A 19,507-nucleotide genomic window follows, 5' to 3' on the forward strand; every position below is an offset into this window, starting at 1 on the left:
CCGCAGACACCTTGTTCTCTTGTTTGTCATGGCGAAGCCATCTCCGCATTCGACCAGGATGACAATCTCAGATTGGTTCGAGTAGTGCACCACGATTTCGAGCAAGCGCACCCCCAGAACCGCGACGACATACTGATCGCCCTGCTGGCCGCAGGCCACACCGATGCCAGCGCGGCCCGGCGCCTGGGCGTCAGCCGTCGCACCGTGACCAACATGCTCCGTTCCATGATGGACGGGTTAGGCATCAACAACCGCTTCCAGCTCGGCATCGCCGTCGGTGCCCGCAGCCGCTCCTGCGCCAGGTGCCCGGCGCCGCGACATCCCGTCCGGCCCGTGGACCTGCGCGAACCCGTCCTTCGTGAAAGCTAGTTCTGGGGTTTCGGGGGATGTTCCAGGCTGCCTTGCCGCACGCGAAAGTGAAAACGTATGACTACAGAACGAACCATCATCTCCCGCAACCTCGACGTGAACCAGCTGCGAACGCTCAGCACGATCGTGGAGACCGGTAGCTTCCGACGGGCCGCGGACGTGCTGGCGCTGACCCAGCCCGCCGTGAGTTACCACATTCGCCGACTCGAAGCGGTGCTGCGCGGCCCGGTCTTCGTCCGGACCAGGGGCCGCCTCGAACTCAGCGACGCCGGAGAGGAACTGCTCTTCTACGCCCGCAAGATCCTCACCGTCAACGACGAGGCGATGGCCCGGCTGACGGCCCCGAGGGACAACCTCCGGCTCACGATCGGCGCCTCGGAGCAGTTGGAGGACGTCCTCCAGGACCTGCTCGTCGGCCTCACCCGGGCGCTGCCCCGGGTCACCCTGACCGCGCGGATCGGGGCCAGCGAGCAGATCGCCGCGCGGACGGCCGAGCAGGAGACCGACGTCGCCGTCATCATCGGCCGCCCCCGCGGCGAACGCAGCCGCCCGCTCGGCTCGCTCCAACTGGCCTGGTACGCGCACGACGCCGCTCGCCTGGCCGCGAGCCGGTCCATTCCGATGGTGCTGCCCACCGGACCGTGCAACACGCGCGCGCACATCGTGTCCGCCCTCGACCGTCAGGGCGTCCCCTGGCACGTCGCCTACGAGGGCCCCGACCTCGCCGGGCTGCGGGCGGCCACCCGAGCGGGGCTCGGCGTCATCGGTCTGCTCGCCAACAGCGGCGAGAAGTGGAACCTGACCCCGGTCCCCGGCGGCATGCTGCCGTTCCATCCCGGCCTGGTGCCGGTCTCCTTCGTCCACGCGCCGGGCACGCCGGCGCACGTGGTGGAGGCGGCCTTCTCCGTCGCCCAAGCGGCCCTCCGTCAGTTCCCTTTGGTCGATGAGCCCGACACGGCCACCCCTGAGGCGGCCTGAGCGGACGAGCCTGACGCCGTGTCGGACGGCCGCCGCGCGAACCGTGCGGCGGCCGTGCCTCAGCCCAGATCCAGCAGCTGCTCGTGGAAGCCGCCGAACCCCCGGGACCGGTCCACCAGATGGATCTCCAGGATCCAGTGGCAGAGCCGCCCGACGCGGTCGGGGCGGCGCATCGGTTCGTCGCTCCCGGTGGTGATGTAGTACTCGAGCTCGTCCCCGTTGATGCGTTCGTGCGGGAACTCCCCGACCAGGTGCCCGGCGTGGGTGGCGCCGACCTCCCAGCCCGCCTCGGCCGCCAGTCGCCGGATCTCGCCGAACAGCTCCGCGCCGGTGACGTCCGGCCGGGCCCGGAAGTAGCGCCGCCCGGCCTCGAAGACGACGGCCAGATCGTCGCGGAGGCGGTGCTTGACCGGATCGTCCCCGAGCACGTAGGTGCGGCCGAAGTCGGCCTCCCACTGTTCGAGCAGCGGTCCGAAGTCGCAGAAGACGATGTCGTCCTCGGCGATCAGCCGGTCCGGCGGGTTCGCCCGGTAGGGGTGCAGGGTGTTCGGGCCCGAGCGCACGATGCGCTTGTGCCAGTAGTTCTCGATGCCGAACATCTCGCGCGCCAGGTCTCGGATCTCGTCGCTGAGTTCCCGTTCACCCTTGCCTGCGGCGACCAGCCGCCTACGCCCGATCTCCTCGAACAGCTCCTCCGCCGTGGCCTGCGCATGGAGGAGGAGCGCCACGCGCCGTGCCTCGTTGTCGTCCATCCTCGTCCTCGCTACTCGGTCGCCGACACCTCGACGCGGTTGTCGTGGTAGACGGCGCCGCCGCCCATGTCGGAGTCCCGCTCGTCCACGGTGGCGTTGACGCCCGCCCGGTGTCCGGTGAGCTTCGACCACCAGCCCTTGCCCGTGCGGGCCACCCCTGGCCGCACGGCGTCGCTCACCTTCAACTGCGCGGTGAAGGCGCCCCGGTCGTTGAAGATCCGCACCTGCTCTCCCTCGACCAGCCCCCGGGACGCGGCGTCGTCGGGGTGCAACTCCACGAAAGGCGCTCCGGCCCGCCGCACCAGCGACTCCTTGTTCGCGAACGTCGTGTTGAGAAAGAAGTGCGAGGCCGACGAGATCAGCACCAGCGGCAGCCGGCGGGCCAGCTCCGGATCGGCGGACTCCTTGGGAGGCGTGTATCCGGTGAGCGGGTCGTACCCGTCGGCGGCCGCCGTCTCGGAGACGAACTCGAGCTTCCCCGAGGGTGTGGGAAAGCCGTCCGCGAACGGCACGAAGGGACTGGGGTAGTTGAGCCGGACGTAGCCCTCCCGGCGCAGCCGGTCCAGGTCGACGCCGTCCAGCGACGGGTGGCCGCTGGACAGCAGTTGCCGGGCGAGCTCCTCGTCGGAGTCGAACAGGCTCGGCTCGGTGAGGCCCAGCCGGGCCGCGAGCCGGCGGAACGTCTCCGTGGTCGACAGGCACTCGCCGGGAGGGGCCGTGGCGGGCTCGTTCCAGGTGAGGTACATGTGCCCGTACCCGTCGAGCAGGTCCGCGTGCTCGGTCTGCATCGTGGCGGGCAGCACGATGTCCGCGTAGTCCACCGTGTCGGTGCGGAAGTGCTCCAGGACGACGGTGAACAGGTCCTCGCGCAGCAGACCGGCACGCACCTGGCTCTGGCCGCCCACCGCCGTGGCCGGGTTGGCCCCGTAGACGAACAGCGCCTTGACGGGCGGGTCGTCGGCCGTGGTGAGCGCCTCGCCGAGGCGGGTCATCGAGAGGCTGCGGACCGGCCCGGCCAGCAGGTCGTCACGGAACAGGGCTTCGCGGTCCCCGCCGAAGTAGCCGTCTGTCGAGTAGGCCAGCCCGCCGCCCGGGAGCTTCCAGTCGCCCGTCACCCCCGGCAGCGCCGCCAGCGTGCGCAGCGCCATCCCGCCGCCGGCGTGCCGCTGGATCCCCTGCGCCGCCTTCATCCCGGTGGGCCGGGTGACGGCCAGCCGCTGTCCGAGCCGCTCGACCGTCTCCACCGGCAGCCCGCAGATCTCCGCGGTGCGTTCCGGCGTGAACTGCTCGATGCGTGCGCGGAACTCGGGCCAGCCCACCGTCCGCTCGGCCAGATACGCGCGGTCCTCGGCGCCGAGCGAGAGCACGACGTTGAGCAGCCCGAGGGCGAGCGCCGCGTCCGTGCCGGGGTTGAGCGGCAGGTGCTCGTCCGCGAGCCGGGCCGTCCTGGTCAGGACCGGGTCGATGGCCACGACGTAGGCCCCGGAGCGCTGCGCCTCCGAGAGGACCTTCCACAGGTGGTGGCTGGTGGTGAGCGTGTTGCACCCCCACAGCAGGATCAGCCGGGAGTGGCGCAGGTCCTCGGGGTCGATGCCCCGGCTGGTGCCGAGCGTGTAGCCGGTGCCCACCAGGCCGGCGATCGAGCAGATCGTCATGTCGTGACGGGAGGCGCCCAGGCTGTTCCACAGCCGGCTGCCGGCGCGCCCCTGGAGGCCTTGCAGGTAGCCCAGGTTCCCGGTGCCCTGGTAGGGCCAGACGGCCTGCCCGCCGTAGCGGTCGATCACGTCCGTGAGGCGGTCGGCGATCTCGTCGAGCGCCTCGTCCCAGCTGATCCGCTCGAACCGGCCCTCGCCCTTGGGGCCGGTCCTGCGCAGGGGGTGGGTCAGCCGGTCGGGCGCGCGCGTGTGCTCCAGGTACTGGTTCACCTTCACGCACAGGGTCCCGCGCGTGTAGGGGTGGTCCGGTGTCCCGCGCAACCCCACCGCGACGCCGTCCTCCACCTCGACCTGCCAGGAACACGCGTCCGGGCAGTCCAGCGGGCAGCCCCCGGGCAGGATCTTCAGCGCACGGTTCACGTCGTCCGCTCCGCGTGCAGGCGCGTCAGGAACTCGTCGGCCAAGGTCACCCGGCCGACGAGGGAACTGGCGCCGGAGAGCAGCGCCCGCCCGTCCCGCGTGATCTCCACGGTCACGGTGCCTCCGGGCATGACGACGGTCACCGAGGGATCGGTGAGGCCAAGCCGATAGGCGGCGCAGGCAGCGGCGCAGGCCCCGCTGCCGGAGGCGGGGGCGTAGCCGACACCCCGCTCCCAGATCTGGATCCGCAGGGTGCGCCGGTCCTCGACGGTCAGCAGCTCGGCGTTGGGCCGCTCCGCGAAGCCGGAGTGGCCGACGATGGCCGGGCCGAGCCGGGTGGCCAGCTCGGCGGTGGCGTCGTCGACCAGCGCGACCAGGTGCGGCACGCCGTTGTGGACCGCCGTCGCGTGCACCGTGGTGCCCGGCTCGACCTCGACCGGCACGCCGACCAGCTCCGCGCCGTCGGCCAGGGCGGGACTGCGGTGGGTCCACGGGCCCAGGTCGACGGTGCTGGGGGCGGTGACCGAGCTGCCGAGCAGCACCGTGACCGGACCGCCGGGCGTCCGCAGCGTGATCTCGTCGTGGTGCGCGCGGCCGTGCTCGCGCAGGTAGCGGGCGAAGATCCGCAGGCCGTTCGCGTTTCGCGCGCACTCGGAGCCGTCGGCGTTGAAGACCCGTACGTCGAAGGCGTCCTGCGCGTCGACCGGGTGATCCGCGGCCGGGAGGGGACCGTAGAGGACCCCGTCCGCCCCGACGCCGGTGCGCCGGTCGCACAGCGCCCGGGCGGTCCCGGCGTCCGGCGCGAGCGCGCCGAGCGCCGGGTCGGCGACGAGGTAGTCGTTGCCGAGGGTGTGGTACTTCAGGAGTGTGGTCATCCGCGACCCTCACCGATGGCGTCCTCCTCGAAGGCGTCGCCGTACCAGCGCTCGCTCCAGCGCGAGAAGGACACCACCGTGATGTCGCGATGGCCCTCCTCCTCGACCGGCACGATATCGGTCACGTAGTGCCACAGCGCCCGGTCGTCGAAGGCGATGGCCTGCCCGGCCGGCAGGGTCGCGGTGAAGATCGGCGTCTCCTTGTCGTCCGCGCTGCGCAGGGTCAGCTCGGCGCCGGTGATGCCGACGCGGTTGTAGACGGAGATCACCACGAACTCGTGGCCGTCCTGGTGCACGCCCTCCGGGACGACGACGCCCTGCAGCTCCTTGTTGGCGATGACCCGGTACTGGTGGACGTTGATCTGCCAGACGTCGTCCTCGGGCAGCGGGATTTGCTCGCAGGCCTCCCGGATGTGCTCGACCAGGTCGACCTGGATCGGCTGGTAGTGCCGCCGGATGCCGCCCGCGATCGGGTTGAACTTGGAGTAGGTGACGTACGGGCGGTGCGGCAGTCGCTCGAACTCCCAAGCCCCGTCGCGGTGTTCGAGCCGGTACTGGGAGAAGCGGCGCCAGCGGTTGCCGTTGCCGATGTACTCGTCGAAGGCGAGGTCGTCGAAGCTCTTCAGCACGTCCTCGCCGGTCTCGGGGAGGTCGAAGATCTGGAAGCCCTGCGCGTTGAGCGTCACGGTCGTGCCTTTCGGGGAGACGGGTAAGGGGTCAGGCGGGCACGGGCTGCTTGAGACACACCTCGAGGACCCGGTCGAGGTAGCGCGCCGAGGTGTTGAGCCGCACGATCGTGCCGAGGGCGACCTCGCGGCCGGCGGCCGGATCGCGTTCGACGACCGGTCCGATGACGTTCTTGTACCAACCGGCCGCGTGCTGCGCGTCGACGCCGATGTGGATGTCGTGGTAGATCTTGCCCTCGGGCGGGAGCCCGAGGCGGTCCCATGCGGTGACCAACTGGCGGAAGCGCCGGGGGGCCAGGAACTCCGTGACGCCGTAGTAGCCGATCGCACGCAGGTAGTGCCGGCGGCTGAGGGCGAGCCCCGCCGAGATGTTGCCGCACTCCCTGGAGTCGGGCAGCAGGTTCGACTCGACGTAGTCCTGGTCGACCCCGACCGAGGCGAGGCACTGGGAGAACAGCGTCGTGTGGACGTCGGCGAAGGCGCCGTCGCCCATCTCGTCCCAGTAGTTGGACGCGATCTCCATCTTCTCGGCGCCGGTGGCGCCGAGCTGCATGACGGCGAGGATGTCGTCGAACCGCGGGTCCAGGGAGGTCTCCTGGGCGAGCAGCAGCCGTATGTCCTCCACCGTCGCGGAGTTGGCCAGGTGCTCGGAGTACAGCGGGTGGGCGCTCGCCGGGTGGTCCTGGATCAGGGCCTTCAGCCAGCGCACGTACTCCTTCTCGCCGGTGGGGTAGCCGCCCAGCGACTCCTCCGGCACCTGGCGGAACTCGTGCTCCAGCATGGCGTTCTCAAGGACGCTGGTGACGTCCCGCAGGATCGGCTGGAGGTCCTGGTCGGGCTTGCGCGCCGCCGACTGGCTGAACTCGTGGGCGTACACGACCGCGAGCACCTCGTGCAGGTGTGCGCGCGCCGCGGCGTCGCGGCCGTGGAAGGCCAGGTCCGCAAGCCGCCGACACTCCCCGGCCAGCTCGGCGCGGTGGGCGTAGTCGTCGACCAGCTCCTGCCATTTCTCGAAGGTCACCGAGGTGAGGGCCTCCGTGAAACCAGCGAGGAGCGGAAAGGCTTTCTGCTGCGGATCAGGCATGTCGGGATTCCTCTCGGTGGCTGTTTTCCCGCCCGCCGAAACGCCGAACGATTTTTCGGCTTCGATTGACGTCAGCCTATCCAGAGGCGGCGGACGCGGTCCAAGTCCAGTTATTTATCGTGGCCATAAACAGAATTGATGACGCCGACGGCGGCGGCGAGTTCCGCCGCGGCCGCGTCCTCGCCGGTTCCGACGGACCAGACGGCGCCGCTGCTCAGGTAGGCGATCGCCCCGCCGCCGGGAAGTTCGTGTGCCGTGGCCGACGTGACGGTGAGTTCCAGGCCGACCTGGCCGAGCGCGTCGGCGAACGCGGCCAGCGGCGTGGCCCCGTTCATGGGGAGCTCCTTGTCGATGCCGTCGAGGCAGACCGTCACGGAGGTCTGCGTACGCTCGAGGAGCCGTAGCCGGCCGGACGCGGGCGCGTACGCGGCGTCGAAGAGCTCGCGCAGCCGTTCCGGGCCCAGCTCGCCGCCCTCGCGGTCCGCGACCTGCTGGACCAGGACGGCGAAGTCGGCGCGAAGCCGCAGCGGCAGGTGCAGGCCGTGGGAGTCGCTGAGCACGAACGCCACGCCGCCCTTGCCCGACTGCGAGTTGACCCGGACGACCGGCTCGTAGGCGCGGCCGACGTCACCCGGGTCGATGGGCAGGTAGGGGACCTGCCAGTGCTCCTCGCGCAGTTCGTGGCCGCCCCCGTGGGCCTCGTCGGCGAGCGCCGAGATTCCCTTGCTGATGGCGTCCTGGTGACCGCCGGAGAAGGCGGTGAAGACGAGCTCGCCCCCCCACGGATGGCGTTCGTGCACGGGCAGGGCCGTGCACTCCTCCACCACCCGGCGCACCTCGGCCAGGTCGGAGAAGTCGATCTCGGGGTCGACGCCGCGGCTGAACAGGTTCATCCCCAGCGTGACCAGGCAGACGTTGCCCGTGCGTTCGCCGTTGCCGAACAGGCAGCCCTCGATGCGGTCCGCGCCGGCCGCGAGGCCGAGCTCGGCGGCGGCGACCGCGGTGCCGCGGTCGTTGTGCGGGTGCAGCGAGAGGATGACCGAGTCGCGCCGCTCCAGGTTGCGGCTCATCCACTCGATCGAGTCGGCGTAGGTGTTCGGCGTGGTCATCTCCACCGTGGCGGGCAGGCAGATCGTGGCCGGACGCTGCGGGGTGGGCTGCCAGACGTCGAGGACGGCGTTGCAGACCTCGGCCGCGAAGCCCGGCTCGGTGCCGGTGAACGACTCCGGTGAGTACTGGAGGCGCACGTCCGCGCCGGTCAGCGACTCGGCCGCGGCGGCGAGGCGGCGGGCCGACGCGACGGCCAGCTCGCGGATCTGGGCCCGGTCCTGACGGAAGACCACCCGGCGCTGCAGCTCGGAGGTCGGGTTGTAGATGTGCAGGGTCACCTTGCGCACCCCGGCGACGGCCTCGACCGTCCGGTCGATGAGCTCCGGGCGGCACGGCGAGAGGACCTGGATGCGCACGTCGTCCGGGACCGCGTCCCGCTCGATGAGCTCCCGGACGAAGGCGAGGTCCGCCGCGCTGGCCGAGGGGAAGCCGACCTCGATCTCCTTGTAGCCCATCCCCACCAGCAGGCGGAAGAAGCGGTGCTTCCGCTCCGGGTCCATCGGTACGGCGAGGGCCTGGTTGCCGTCGCGCAGGTCGACCGAGCACCACAGCGGGGCACGGGTGATCGTCCGGTCGGGCCAGGTCCGGTCCGGCAGCAGGACCGGTTCCACCTCCTCGGCGTACGAGCGGTAGCGGTGAGCCGGCATCGGGCTCCGGCGCTGCTCGTTCCAGACCGGACGGGCCGCGATTTCGTTCGTCATGGGGACTCCTCGCGCATAAATTGCGAACCACGCTAGCCAGCGGTCCGACGGCCGACCAGAAAACTGCGCAGAAGCGAAACGGAAGCGACGCCGATAAAAGGGATTGCTCTTGCGCAATACGGCAACGGACGTTGACGCCCGTTCTTGTACGCCGCAAGACTCGCCCCGGTTCCGCATCGGCGGACCGTGGACGAACGGAGAGAAGACGTGGTGCAAGCGTTTGAGATCAAGGGGAACGACCTCTGGGACCCGACGACGTTCGACGCGCTGCGTCGCCAGCTGATTCCGTCGTTCGACCTCATCTACGAGGCCGCGGTGCGGACCGTCGCGGCGACCGTGCCGGCGACGCCGCGGGTGCTCGACCTGGGCGCCGGCACCGGACTGCTCAGCGCGGCGATCCTGACCGAACTCCCCGCGGCGAACGTGGTGCTCGTCGACCGCTCGGAACTGATGCTGGCTCAGGCCCGCAGCCGGTTCGCCAGCCAGGAGGGCGTGACGGTGCAGACCGGGGACCTGACCGACCCGCTGCCCGAAGGGCGGTTCGACGCGGTCGTCTCCGGTCTGGCGATCCACCACCTGAGCCACACCGACAAGCGGGACCTGTTCCGGCGCATCCGCGAGGCGCTGCGCCCCGGCGGCGTCTTCGTCAACGTCGAGCAGGTGCAGGGCCCGCTGCCGCACCTGGAGTCCCTCTACGACAGCCAGCACGAACTGCACGTGGCCCGCGAGCAGGCGCCGGCGCACGAGTGGGCGGCCGGCCGCGAGCGGATGAAGTTCGACAACTGCATCGACCTGGAGACCCAGCTGCAGTGGCTGCGCGACGCCGGGTTCCGCAGCGTCGACTGCCTCGCCAAGGACTTCCGCTTCGCCACCTACGCCGGGTGGGTCTCCGCGTGACAGCCCTCTACGAAGCGGTCGCGTCGGTCGCGCGGCTCCGGCCGGACGCGATCGCGGTCGAGACCACCGCCGGCGAGCTCACCACCTACGCCGAACTCGTCGCGCAGGCCGACCGGATCACGGTCGGCCTGCGGGCCCGCGGTGTCACCGAGGGCCGCGTCGTGGTCTGCTCCGGCCTGCCCAACGACGCCTCCTACATGGCCTTCCTGCTCGGGGTCTGCGCGGCCGGGGCCGCGTACGTCCCGCTGCTCGCCGACTTCGACGCCGCCGCCGTGTCCCGGGCCCTGAGGATGACCGAGCCGGTGCTCTGGGTCGGCCCCGAGAACCACCACCGGCCCGGCGTCACGCTGCCCCGCGTGGAACTCGCCGCGCTGCAGGCCCCGCACGCCGACTTCGCCGCCGCCTCCGTCACCGCCGCCCCCGACGCCGCCGCCGACGCCGCGACAGGCGCGGAGCTCGGCGCGGCGTCAGGCGCGGGGCCGCAGGAGCGGGCGACCGCCCCGGGGACCTTCCGCATGCTGTGGACCTCCGGCTCGACGAAGGCGCCCAAACTCGTCACCTGGCGTCAGGAGCCCTTCGTCCGCGAGCGGCGGCGCTGGATCGCGCACATCGAGGCGACCGAGCGCGACGCGTTCTTCTGCCGGCACACCCTCGACGTGGCGCACGCGACCGATCTCCACGCCTTCGCGGCGCTGCTCGCCGGCGCCCGGCTGATCCTCGCGGACCCGCGTGCCGAGCCCGCGACGCTGCTGGCGCAACTGGCCGCGACCGGCGCCACCTTCACCAGCATGCTGCCCAACCACTACGAGGACCTGGTCGCCGCCGCCGGGCGGGCGCCCGACGCCGATCTCTCCCGGCTGCGCCGCCCGATGTGCGGCGGCGCCTACGCGAGCCCGGCCCTGATCGCCACCGCCGCCGAGGTGCTCGGCATCCGCATCCGCCACGTCTACGGCTCGACCGAGTTCGGCCTCGCCCTGGGCAACATGGCGGACGAGGTGCAGACCGGCGGTGGCATGCACGAGGTCGCGGGCGTCCGGGCACGGCTGGAGGCGCTCCCCGGGTACGAGAGGGACGACCTCGGCCAGCTGGTGCTCACCTCCGACTGCACCAGCGACGGCTACCTGGGCGACGACGAGGCCAACGCGGCCACGTTCCGCGGCCCCGACTTCTGGACCGGTGACGTCGCCCAGCGCCTGGACGACGGCCGCCTCCGCCTGCTGGGACGCGTCACCGACCTGGTGCTGGCCGCCGACGGCCCGCTGGCCGTTCCCCAGCTCGACGACCTGATCGCGCAGCGCTGCCCCGTCGCCGAGTCCGTCAGCCTCGCCGTCGACGCGGACACCCTGACCGACCGCGTGCTCGTGGTGCTGCGCGCCGCGGAGGGAACCCCCGCGGACGACGCCGTGGCCGCCGTCGACGCGCTCCTCGCCGCCCGCGGGCTGACCAGCGCGGTCCTGGCCTTCGACCGGATCCCGCGCACCGTCGTCGGCAAGGCCGACCGCGCGCTGATCCGCCGCCGCTACATCCCGGCCGCGGCCTCCTCCTGACGTCGCCGGCGTCAGCGACCTGTTCGGAAAGGGCGAGTCTTGACCCCCAAGACCCTGGTAGACAAGATCTGGGACCTGCACGTCGTGGAGCCCGGAGCGTCCGACCTCCTCTACATCGACCTGCACCTGCTGCACGAGGTCAGTTCGCCCCAGGCGTTCGCCGGGCTGCGCGAGGCTGGCCGCGCCGTGCGCCGCCCCTCGCACGCGGTCGCCACCACCGACCACGACGTCCCGACCGACGGCCGGGAGCTGCCCGCGGACGCGGGCGCTGCACAGCAGTTGCGGGTGCTCGCCGACAACTGCCGCGACAACGACATCGAGCTGCACCCGGTCGGAAGCCCGGGACAGGGCATCGTGCACGTGATCGGCCCCCAGATGGGGCTCACCCGGCCCGGCGCCACCATCGTCTGCGGCGACAGCCACACCGCCACCCACGGCGCCTTCGGCGCCATCGCGTTCGGCATCGGCACCAGCGAGATCGAGCACGTCCTGGCCACGCAGACGCTGCGGGCCCGGCGGCCGCAGTCCATGGCCGTCACGGTGACCGGCGAGCTTCCGCCGGACGTCACGGCCAAGGACCTCGCGCTCGGCATCCTCGCCGAGGGCGGCACCGACGCGGGCACGGGGACGCTCATCGAGTTCCGCGGCCCGGCCGTGCGCGCGCTGTCCATGGAGGGGCGGATGACGCTCTGCAACATGGCCGTCGAGATGGGCGCCCGCAGCGGCCTGGTCGCGCCCGACGAGACCACGTTCGCGTACCTGAAGGGCCGCCCGCGCGCCCCGCGCGGCGACCTGTGGGACGAGGCCGTCGCCGCGTGGCGGACGCTGCGCAGCGACGCGGACGCCGTCTTCGACCGCGAACTGGTCGTCGACGCGGGCTCCATGGCGCCGCGGGTGACCTGGGGCACCAACCCCGGGCAGAGCGTCGCGGTCGACGGCGCGGTCCCCGACCCGGACGGCATCGCGCACCCCGGAGAGCGGGCGGCGGCCGAGCGCGCCCTCGCCTACATGGGCCTGCGCCCGGGCACCGCGATGCGTGACGTCGGCGTCGACGTCGTCTTCATCGGGTCCTGCACCAACAGCCGGATCGAGGACCTGCGCGCGGCCGCCGACGTGGTGCGCGGGCGGCGCGTCGCCGACGGCGTCCGCGGCCTGGTCGTCCCCGGCTCGATGCTGGTGCGTCAGCTGGCCGAACGGGAAGGCCTGGACCGGGTCTTCACCGCCGCGGGTTTCGAGTGGCGCATGCCGGGCTGCTCGATGTGCGTCGGCATCAACGGCGACACCGTCGAGCCGGGGCAGCGCTGCGCGTCGACCTCGAACCGCAACTTCGAAGGCCGGCAGGGTCCCGGGGCGCGGACGCATCTCGTGTCTCCCGCCACGGCCGCCGCCACCGCCGTCGCCGGGCGTTTCGTCACGCCGGCCGACCTGTAGGGAGAAGCCGTATGGGAAGCCGCATGGAACCGCTCGTCCACGTCACCGGCCGCGGGGTGCCCCTGGACCGGCCCAACGTCGACACCGACCAGATCATCCCCGCCGCGTGGCTGAAGAAGACCACCCGCACCGGCTACGCCGACGGCCTCTTCGAGCAGTGGCGCCAGGACCCGGACTTCGTCCTCAACCGGCCCGAACGGGCCGGCGCGAGGATCCTGGTGGCCGGCCCGAACTTCGGCTGCGGCTCGTCGCGCGAACACGCCCCGTGGGCGCTGCACGAGTGGGGATTCCGGGCGGTGATCGCGCCCGGGTTCGCGGATATCTTCCGCAACAACATGCCGAACGCCGGACTGGTCCCCGTGCGCTGCGAGCCTGCGGTGGCCGCCGCCGTGATGGCCGCCGTCACGGCCGACCCCGCCGCCGAGATCGCCGTCGACGTGGCCGCGCGGACGGTCGCCTGCGAGGCCGCGGGGGTCCGGGCGGAGCCGTTCCAGCTCGACGACGAGGCCCGTGACCGGCTCGTTTCCGGGCTGACGCAACTGGAGGTGACGCTGCGCGCCGCCGACCGGATCGCGGCGTACGAGGCGGCTCGCGCCCCCTGGCTGGACGTCACCGCGTGAGGCGCTGAGAAGCGGCGGACAGCAGCAGCCCCGGCAGGTCGTCCGACCTGCCGGGGCTGATCTGTGCGGGGAGCCAGGACCGCGGGGGATCAGGACCGCGGGGGAGCCAGGACCGCGGGGGAGTCAGGACGCGCTGTCCAGCGGGTCCTGCCACACCGCGCCCGGCGTCTTGTTGGTCCTGGCGATGCGGCGCAGGCGGTCGACCCGCCGGGCGGAGATCGCCTCGGGGTGCTGGCTGTCGGTGGTGCCGAGCCGCACGTGGCCGCCGGTCAGCCAGCTCCGCACGGCCTCCGGGGCAGCGGTCCCGGTGTACTCGACGGTCATCGAACGTGCCGCATCTGCCGTGTCGGGGTCCCGGACCAGCACGAGCTGGGCGTCCACCACGCCGGGGCACTGCCGGGCGCGGTCGACGATGTCCGCGGTGTTGACGTAGTTGCCGAGCAGGCTGAAGCCGTCGTCGGCACGCCCCAGGACCCGGAAGGCGTCGCCGCGTCCGCAGCGGCACTGCGCCGCCTCGACGCGGTCGCCGAGGCGGTAGCGGACGACGGGCACGGTCCACCCCTCGCCGACCCGCGTCAGCAGGGCGCCGGAGTCCTCCAACTCGAAGATCTCGTCGGCCAGCAGATGGAGCGTCGTCTCGTCGCAGTCCGGCCCGTTGGACCCCATCGCCCAGGTCTCGACCGAGCCGTAGATGCCCCACAGGCGCACGTCGGGAAAGGCCTGCCGGACCAGCTCCCGCTTGGCCTCCGTCCAGGCCTCGCCCATCCAGATGATGTTCTTGACCGGCGGCTTGACCCCGGTCTTGAGCACGATCTCCGCGAAGTCGGCCAGCCCGGACGGGACGCTGGCCAGCACGCTGACGCCGACGTCGCGGAGCATCGGGAGCCGCAGCTCGAGCTCCTCGGCCGTCATCGGCCCCGAGGGGATGACCGTCGACTCCGTGCGCTCGGCGAGCTTCTGGACGAAGTAGTGGGTGCCCCACATGCGGCCTGCGTCGTACAGGTTGAGCACGACGTCGCCGACGCCCAGCGGGCGCCAGACCGGCAGGAGCCGGTCGAAGGCCATGTGGTGCGGCAGGTAGGTGAGCTTCGGGGTGCCGGTGGTGCCGCCGCTGGAGACCAGCACGCTGCCGTCGCGTTCGGCCGCCGCCCTGGTCATGGCCGTGATCTCGGCGGGGCCGCAGACCTCCAGGTCGCAGAGGTCCTTCGCGCCGTCGGGCACCGCCTTGCCGCCACGTGAGGCGATCGTCCGGGCGTGGGCGAGCAGGATCTCCCGGTCGATGGTTCCGATCATGATTCTCCTGGACGATCGATGAATTCAGGTGGAATAGTTCGCATGCCGCACGGCAGTGGGCCGGAAAAATCCTATGCAGCCCGTCGCCGGGCGGTCCAATAATGATCCTTGATCGGCCGATAACAATTTCTGCGCCGGTCCGGCATTGTCGCGCGCCCGGCGTCCGAAGAAAATGGCGGAATGAATACTCAGACCGTCGTGCTCGTCGGAGTCCCGTGGAGCGTCCACGAGCTGAACAACGCGATCCGTGACGCGGCCTCACTCGGCGCCTCGATCGTCGTCGTCGACACACCCGAGTCCCTGGCGCAGATCGGCGACCTCACCAGTGTGCGGACCCGCGCGGTCGAGGCGCTCGACCCGTCGGTGATCGCCGACTGCGTGCGCGACATCGAGCCGGCGACCGTCCTCGCCATCACCGAGTTCTCCATGGAGCTGGCCGCGGCCGTGCGCGAGCGGCTCGGCATCCCGGGCACGCCGTCCACCGTCGAGGCCCGGGTCCTGGACAAGTCCGAGACCCGCGAGGTGCTGCGCGACCACGGGCTCACCAAGGTCGGCTTCCACCGGGCGTCGCTGCTCTCCCCCGGGGAGGACCTGCTCGGCGGCCTCGAGCCGCCGGTGGTGGTCAAGCCGCGGGCGTTCAGCGGCAGCCACGGCGTGCAGTTCGTCGCCGACCGCTCCGAGCTGGCCCGCGTCTTCGAGCCGTACAACCTGGCCGAGACCGACCGTGACGAGCGTGACGGCCGGGTGGCCCACCTGTCCGGCGACCGCCGCACCCACGAGGTCCTCGTCGAGGAGTACATCCCCGGCACCGAGATCAGCGCCGAGGGGCTCGTCGTCGACGGCCGGCTCACGCTGTTCACCCTGACCGACAAGTTCAACACCGGCACGCCGCACTTCGAAGAGGTCGGCCAGATGGTGCCCAGCCGGCACACCGAGGAGCGGTGGGCGCAGGTCGAGGAGTACCTCCAGGCGGTCGTCTCGGCGCTGGGCTTCGTCACCTCGCCGATGCACGCCGAGATCAAGCTGCTCGACGACCGTGTCGAGCTCGTCGAGATCCACACCCGTTATGCCGGCGGCCGGATGATCGAACTGCTCGAAGCGGCGTACGAAATGCGCCCCTACCAGGCGTATTTCGACGCGATGCTCAACGGCCGCACCCCGAGCCGTCCCCAGTTGGCCGGCGACCACTACGGCGTGGGCTTCTTCACCGGTCGGACCGACGCTCCGCTGGTCTGGCCGACCTACGACTTCCCCCACCCCGAGGCCGTCGTCTCGATCGACCTCGACCGGCGCCGGGCTCCCAAGGTCTTCACGTACGAAGGCCTGCGCATCCGCTGGTGGTTCGCGGGCCACGCCCTGTTCGCGGCGAAGGACCACGCGGTCGTCCACGAGAACATCAGCTTCCTCCAGCGGCACACGCCGGGCACGCCGGGACAGAACGGCTCCGGCGGCGAGTAGCCGGGCCCCGAGCGAGAGCAGCACTGCCGGGCCGGGGCGTCCCCGGCCCGGCAGCATGCAGGCCGGCCGCCCGTCAGTCCGAGGCGAGCGGCTGCGCCGGCGCGCCCGCTTCCGCCTCCTGCGCTTCCTGCGCCTTCTGCGCCTTCTGCGCCGCATCGGTCGGCTCGGCCGCCTCGCGTGCGAGCGCCAGGCAGGCGACGGCGCCGAGCACCAGCGCCGCGATCGGCAGGAGGGTGGCCGCGCGCATGGCCGGACCGACGCCGCCCGTCACCGACCGCAGGCCCTGCGCCAGCGCCACGACGCCCGCGGTGAAGACCAGCGCCCCCGCCTGACGCACCGTCTCCAGGACCCCGGAGGCCGCGCCCGTCAGCTCCTGGGGCACCTCGCGCATGGCGACCGTGGTCCTCGGCGCGATCGAGCAGCCGTTGCCGACGCCGATCACCGCCATGGGGGCCAGGAAGGCCGTCCACGAGGCCGAGCCCGTCATCAGCAGCGCCGTCCACAGGATGCCCGCGGCCTGGACGAGCATGCCGGTCAGCAGGATGTGACGCCCCTCCATCCGGTCGGCCAGCCTGCCCGCGTAGAAGGCCACCAGCATGGACGTCGCCGACGCGGGCGCCAGGATCAGCCCCGCCCGAAAGGGGCTCAGGCCGAGCACCGACTGGGAGTACAGCACGGCCAGCACCGTGATGCCGAAGGTCGCGCCGGTGATCGCCGCGGCCACCCCGAGCATCACGGTGAAGCTGCGGATCCGCAGCAGGGCGAAGGGCACCAGCGGGTCCCGGTCCTGACGCTGCCGCTGGCGGACGGCGAAGCCGACGCCGAGCAGCGCGGCCGCCACCAGCAGCGCCCAGACGACGGGGCCCCAGTGCTGATCGGCGCCGTTGGTCACGGCGTAGGCGAAGCAGCCGAGGGCCGTCGAGGCGAGGACGACGCCGAGCACGTCCAGGCGGTGCTGCCGGCCCGTCCGCAGGTCCGGAACGACCGTCAGGCCCGCCGCCACGACCAGCATGCCGATCGGCAGGTTGATCAGGAAGATCCAGCGCCAGCCGACCGCGTCGATCAGCAGACCGCCGAGGGACGGGCCGAGCACCGAGGCCACCCCGCCGATCGCGCCCCACACCCCGAGCGCGGTGCCGCGTCGCTCGCGCGGGAAGGTGGCCACGATCAACGTGAGGCTCTGCGGCATGAGCAGCGCCGCGCCGACGCCCTGCAGCACGCGGGCGCCCACGAGGACACCGGGCGCCGTCGCGAGCCCGCACAGCAGGCTCGCGACGGTGAAGAACGCGATGCCCACGACGAACAGCTGTCGCGGGCCGTACCGGTCGCCCAGCCGGCCCGCCGTGATGAGCAGGACGGTGACGGTGATGATGTAGCCGTTCAAGGCCCACAGCGCCACGGGCAGCGTGGTGTGCAGGGAGCCGATGATGCCGGGGATCGCGATGGTGACCATCGTGGAGTCCAGCAGGGTCATGAAGTAGCCCAGGGACAACACGACCAGCGTCGCCCACGGGTTGTCGCGCAGCCGGCTCACGCGCCCGCCGTCCCGTCGACGAAGTCGCGGAGCACCCGGACGAACCGGTCCGGCTCCTCCAGGAAGGGGGCGTGGCCACTGTCAGGGAACATCTCCAGCCGGGCGTCCGGGAGCGCGGTCAGCAGCCACTTGCCGACCTCCGTGGGGAAGATCCGGCTCTTGGCGCCGTGCAGCAGCAGCGTCGGGAGCGCCAGCCCACTGATCCGCTCGCGCCAGTCCTGGCCGAGAACCCCGCTCCACAGCGCCAGCAGCGCGAGCCGCGAGGTCGGCAGCGACTCCGTCAACAGCTCTCGCAGCACGCCGGGTTCGGGCTCGCTCCCGGAGGCGAAGCAGTTCTCGGTCACGGCGGTCAGGTACCCCTGCGGGTCGGTCCACTGCTGCCGGGTCGCCTGCAGCGCGCCGACGGCGTCCAGGCCGCCGAACGCCGCGTGCTCCCAGCCGTCCTCGCGCAGCAGGTAGGGCGACATCTCCACCGAGACCAGCCGCGAGACCCGGTCCGTCCCATGCTGTTCCAGGTAGTTGTAGGCGACCGTCGCGCCGAGCGACCATCCGACGAGCGTGACGTCACGCAGGTCGAGCCGCTCGACGACCTGCGCCAGATCGGCTGCGGCGTCCTCGACGGTCCACCCCGGTGGCGGCTCCGGGCTGGCCCCGTGCCCGCGCAGGTCCACGGTGACGACGTCGTACTCCGGCCCGAGCGCGGCCACCACCGGCGCGAAACACCCCGAGGTCATTCCGAGGCCCGGTACGAACAACACGGTGGGCCCGGTACCGGGGCGCCGGGCATGGTGAATCATTTCGAGCATGGGAGAGCTCCAATCGGTCCCCGGGTGCGATGAGCAAAATATACGGCGGGCCTGCGAAATCACGCCCGGGGGGAGTGATCAGACCTCTTTATGCCCGGCCGTCGCCCGATCACGAATTTCAAAGGGTCGATCAATTGGTTTTATCAACTCGACTTGACTGGACTCGGCGTGTTCCTGAGGGTGGACTTGGACGGCGCTCGGCCGCCTCGGCGAGCCCTCGACCGCGTCGCCGACGGCCTGGGCCGCCGCGGGCGCGGCCGTCAGGGCCTTGCGCCGCCGCCGGGGTCCTGTGGGCGTTGGACGCCTCCGGCGTCCCCCCTCCGACCCAACCTCGACGAGAACGGCGGGGACCTGGTGTTCCGCACCCTCAAGGAGCGGACGGCGGGCCGGGGCCTCCTGGTTGTCCACCATGGCGACGGGCGCCTCGACGGCAGCATCTACCGGGTGGTGACCCTCGCGAGGGCCACCGTGGCTCCCCGATGACTCACCGTCGGGGCGCGAGGCGCCACAGAAGGACGCTCATGGCCAGAGTCAGCAGGTTGATCACGGCCTCGACGACGCCCGCGCCCCCGCCGGTGAACCAGACGCGGTGTTCGAGGTCGTAGAGGACGTCCATGCTGAACAGGTACACACCGCTGCCGGCGGCGACGGTGAGCCAGAGCCGGGCGGTGGCGGCGCGTTCGCTCAGGCAGGCGGCCGCGGCCAGCAGCAGGGCTGCCGTCAGCCAGGCGTCGGCGAGCGGGAAGGCGTTCTCGAAGTCGAGGTAGCCGCGCGTGGTCGAGCTGGCCAGGAGCGGTCGATCGGTGAACCACACCGCCCAGTACGCCACGATCACGGCCGCCGCCGTCAGACAGAGGGCCGCCGCCGCGCGGGCGCGCCCACGGCTCCAGTCGGCGGGAGCCGGCGAGGGTGCCAGAGTCGGTGCACGGTGCTCCACAGGCGGTCAGGTTAGTTGCCCGCTCCATGACGGGCAATCAGGTCGACGACCAAGAACCGATCCGAGGACTTTGCCATTTCTTTGCAGCAGGACCACCGCGTGCGTCGTCTCTTCGGCCGATCTGGAACGAAACCGCCGGCATCCCCGCCCGGGAGCCGGTGGACCGAGCAGAGAGAAGCTGTTGATGCGTACGAGTGTTGCCACTGCCGTCGCCCTGACCTTCGCCGCCGTGCTGGCCACAGCCGCACCCGCCGTCGCCGCCGGCGGCTCCGGGGCAGGAGCGTCGAGCGCCGCGCCGACCGCGACGCCCGCGCCGACGCAGGCCGGCGGCTCCGGGACGGCGGAGCCCAGCGC

Annotated in this window: 17 protein-coding genes and 1 pseudogene; 8 read left to right on the forward strand and 10 right to left on the reverse strand. The window is 71.8% G+C overall.

What is annotated here, in order from left to right; all coding sequences use genetic code 11:
• Window positions 1-84: 84 nt before the first annotated feature.
• On the forward strand, window positions 85-369 hold the full coding sequence (locus tag TR48_RS42380) for a helix-turn-helix domain-containing protein (protein WP_063771082.1): 285 nt from the start codon (window positions 85-87) through the stop codon (window positions 367-369).
• Window positions 370-426: 57 nt separating this feature from the next.
• Entirely contained in the window at window positions 427-1,347 is a 921-nt protein-coding gene (locus tag TR48_RS28200; protein WP_042372494.1) for a LysR family transcriptional regulator, read from the forward strand.
• 59 nt (window positions 1,348-1,406) lie between these two features.
• Here TR48_RS28200 and TR48_RS28205 read toward each other — a convergent pair whose 3' ends face one another.
• The 6 genes from TR48_RS28205 to TR48_RS28230 all read right to left on the reverse strand — a co-directional run bounded on the left by TR48_RS28205 (window position 1,407) and on the right by TR48_RS28230 (window position 8,630).
• A complete protein-coding gene (locus TR48_RS28205) occupies window positions 1,407-2,099 on the reverse strand; it encodes a M24 family metallopeptidase (RefSeq protein ID WP_042372496.1) in 693 nt (230 codons plus the stop codon).
• Between the two features lie 11 nt (window positions 2,100-2,110).
• Window positions 2,111-4,174, reverse strand: a complete 2,064-nt coding sequence (locus TR48_RS28210) for a molybdopterin-containing oxidoreductase family protein (protein ID WP_201777171.1) — start codon at window positions 4,172-4,174, stop codon at window positions 2,111-2,113.
• A complete protein-coding gene (gene dapF, locus TR48_RS28215; protein WP_042372498.1) occupies window positions 4,171-5,049 on the reverse strand; it encodes a diaminopimelate epimerase in 879 nt (292 codons plus the stop codon). The genes TR48_RS28210 and dapF overlap by 4 nt, the downstream gene beginning before the upstream one ends.
• Window positions 5,046-5,735: a 2OG-Fe dioxygenase family protein gene (locus tag TR48_RS28220; RefSeq protein WP_042372500.1), complete on the reverse strand. Its 690-nt coding sequence runs from the start codon at window positions 5,733-5,735 to the stop codon at window positions 5,046-5,048. The genes dapF and TR48_RS28220 overlap by 4 nt, the downstream gene beginning before the upstream one ends.
• 31 nt (window positions 5,736-5,766) lie before the next feature.
• On the reverse strand, window positions 5,767-6,819 hold the full coding sequence (locus tag TR48_RS28225) for an iron-containing redox enzyme family protein (RefSeq protein ID WP_042372502.1): 1,053 nt from the start codon (window positions 6,817-6,819) through the stop codon (window positions 5,767-5,769).
• Window positions 6,820-6,929: 110 nt separating this feature from the next.
• Window positions 6,930-8,630, reverse strand: a complete 1,701-nt coding sequence (locus TR48_RS28230) for a 2-isopropylmalate synthase (RefSeq protein ID WP_052443126.1) — start codon at window positions 8,628-8,630, stop codon at window positions 6,930-6,932.
• A gap of 207 nt (window positions 8,631-8,837) precedes the next feature.
• Between TR48_RS28230 and TR48_RS28235 the strand changes: the two genes are divergently transcribed.
• Genes TR48_RS28235 through leuD form a run of 4 tightly spaced genes read left to right on the forward strand, consistent with a single transcriptional unit; the run spans window position 8,838 to window position 13,125 of the window.
• Complete coding sequence (locus TR48_RS28235; RefSeq protein WP_042372503.1) at window positions 8,838-9,527, forward strand: class I SAM-dependent methyltransferase; 690 nt, start codon at window positions 8,838-8,840, stop codon at window positions 9,525-9,527.
• Entirely contained in the window at window positions 9,524-11,074 is a 1,551-nt protein-coding gene (locus TR48_RS28240) for a class I adenylate-forming enzyme family protein (protein ID WP_161789920.1), read from the forward strand. The genes TR48_RS28235 and TR48_RS28240 overlap by 4 nt, the downstream gene beginning before the upstream one ends.
• A gap of 39 nt (window positions 11,075-11,113) precedes the next feature.
• Window positions 11,114-12,505 carry a 3-isopropylmalate dehydratase large subunit gene (gene leuC, locus TR48_RS28245; RefSeq protein WP_042372507.1) on the forward strand — a complete coding sequence of 464 codons (1,392 nt, stop codon included), beginning with the start codon at window positions 11,114-11,116 and terminating at the stop codon, window positions 12,503-12,505.
• A gap of 23 nt (window positions 12,506-12,528) precedes the next feature.
• Window positions 12,529-13,125: a 3-isopropylmalate dehydratase small subunit gene (gene leuD / locus TR48_RS28250; RefSeq protein WP_042372537.1), complete on the forward strand. Its 597-nt coding sequence runs from the start codon at window positions 12,529-12,531 to the stop codon at window positions 13,123-13,125.
• A 123-nt stretch (window positions 13,126-13,248) separates the two neighbouring features.
• Here leuD and TR48_RS28255 read toward each other — a convergent pair whose 3' ends face one another.
• The gene (locus TR48_RS28255; RefSeq protein ID WP_042372508.1) at window positions 13,249-14,418 is read right to left on the reverse strand and encodes an AMP-binding protein; all 1,170 of its coding nucleotides are present in this window, start codon (window positions 14,416-14,418) and stop codon (window positions 13,249-13,251) included.
• Between the two features lie 180 nt (window positions 14,419-14,598).
• Here TR48_RS28255 and TR48_RS28260 point away from each other — a divergent pair, with 180 nt between their 5' ends.
• Window positions 14,599-15,876 carry an ATP-grasp domain-containing protein gene (locus TR48_RS28260; RefSeq protein WP_152628225.1) on the forward strand — a complete coding sequence of 426 codons (1,278 nt, stop codon included), beginning with the start codon at window positions 14,599-14,601 and terminating at the stop codon, window positions 15,874-15,876.
• Window positions 15,877-15,949: 73 nt separating this feature from the next.
• Here TR48_RS28260 and TR48_RS28265 read toward each other — a convergent pair whose 3' ends face one another.
• Window positions 15,950-17,410, reverse strand: coding sequence for a DHA2 family efflux MFS transporter permease subunit (locus TR48_RS28265; protein ID WP_052443127.1), 1,461 nt, complete (start codon window positions 17,408-17,410; stop codon window positions 15,950-15,952).
• Window positions 17,407-18,168, reverse strand: a complete 762-nt coding sequence (locus TR48_RS28270; protein ID WP_161789921.1) for an alpha/beta fold hydrolase — start codon at window positions 18,166-18,168, stop codon at window positions 17,407-17,409. Before TR48_RS28270 ends, TR48_RS28265 begins: the two co-directional genes overlap by 4 nt.
• A gap of 238 nt (window positions 18,169-18,406) precedes the next feature.
• On the opposite strand from TR48_RS28270, the pseudogene TR48_RS45860 reads away from it, so the two are divergent.
• A pseudogene (locus TR48_RS45860) lies at window positions 18,407-18,520 on the forward strand (aminoglycoside phosphotransferase family protein); the annotation flags it as partial.
• Window positions 18,521-18,700: 180 nt separating this feature from the next.
• Here the strand turns inward: TR48_RS45860 and TR48_RS28280 are convergent.
• Window positions 18,701-19,153, reverse strand: coding sequence for a hypothetical protein (locus tag TR48_RS28280; protein ID WP_042372516.1), 453 nt, complete (start codon window positions 19,151-19,153; stop codon window positions 18,701-18,703).
• Window positions 19,154-19,507 lie beyond the last annotated feature (354 nt).

This window comes from Streptacidiphilus neutrinimicus, from assembly GCF_000787815.1.
GTDB lineage: Bacteria > Actinomycetota > Actinomycetes > Streptomycetales > Streptomycetaceae > Streptacidiphilus > Streptacidiphilus neutrinimicus.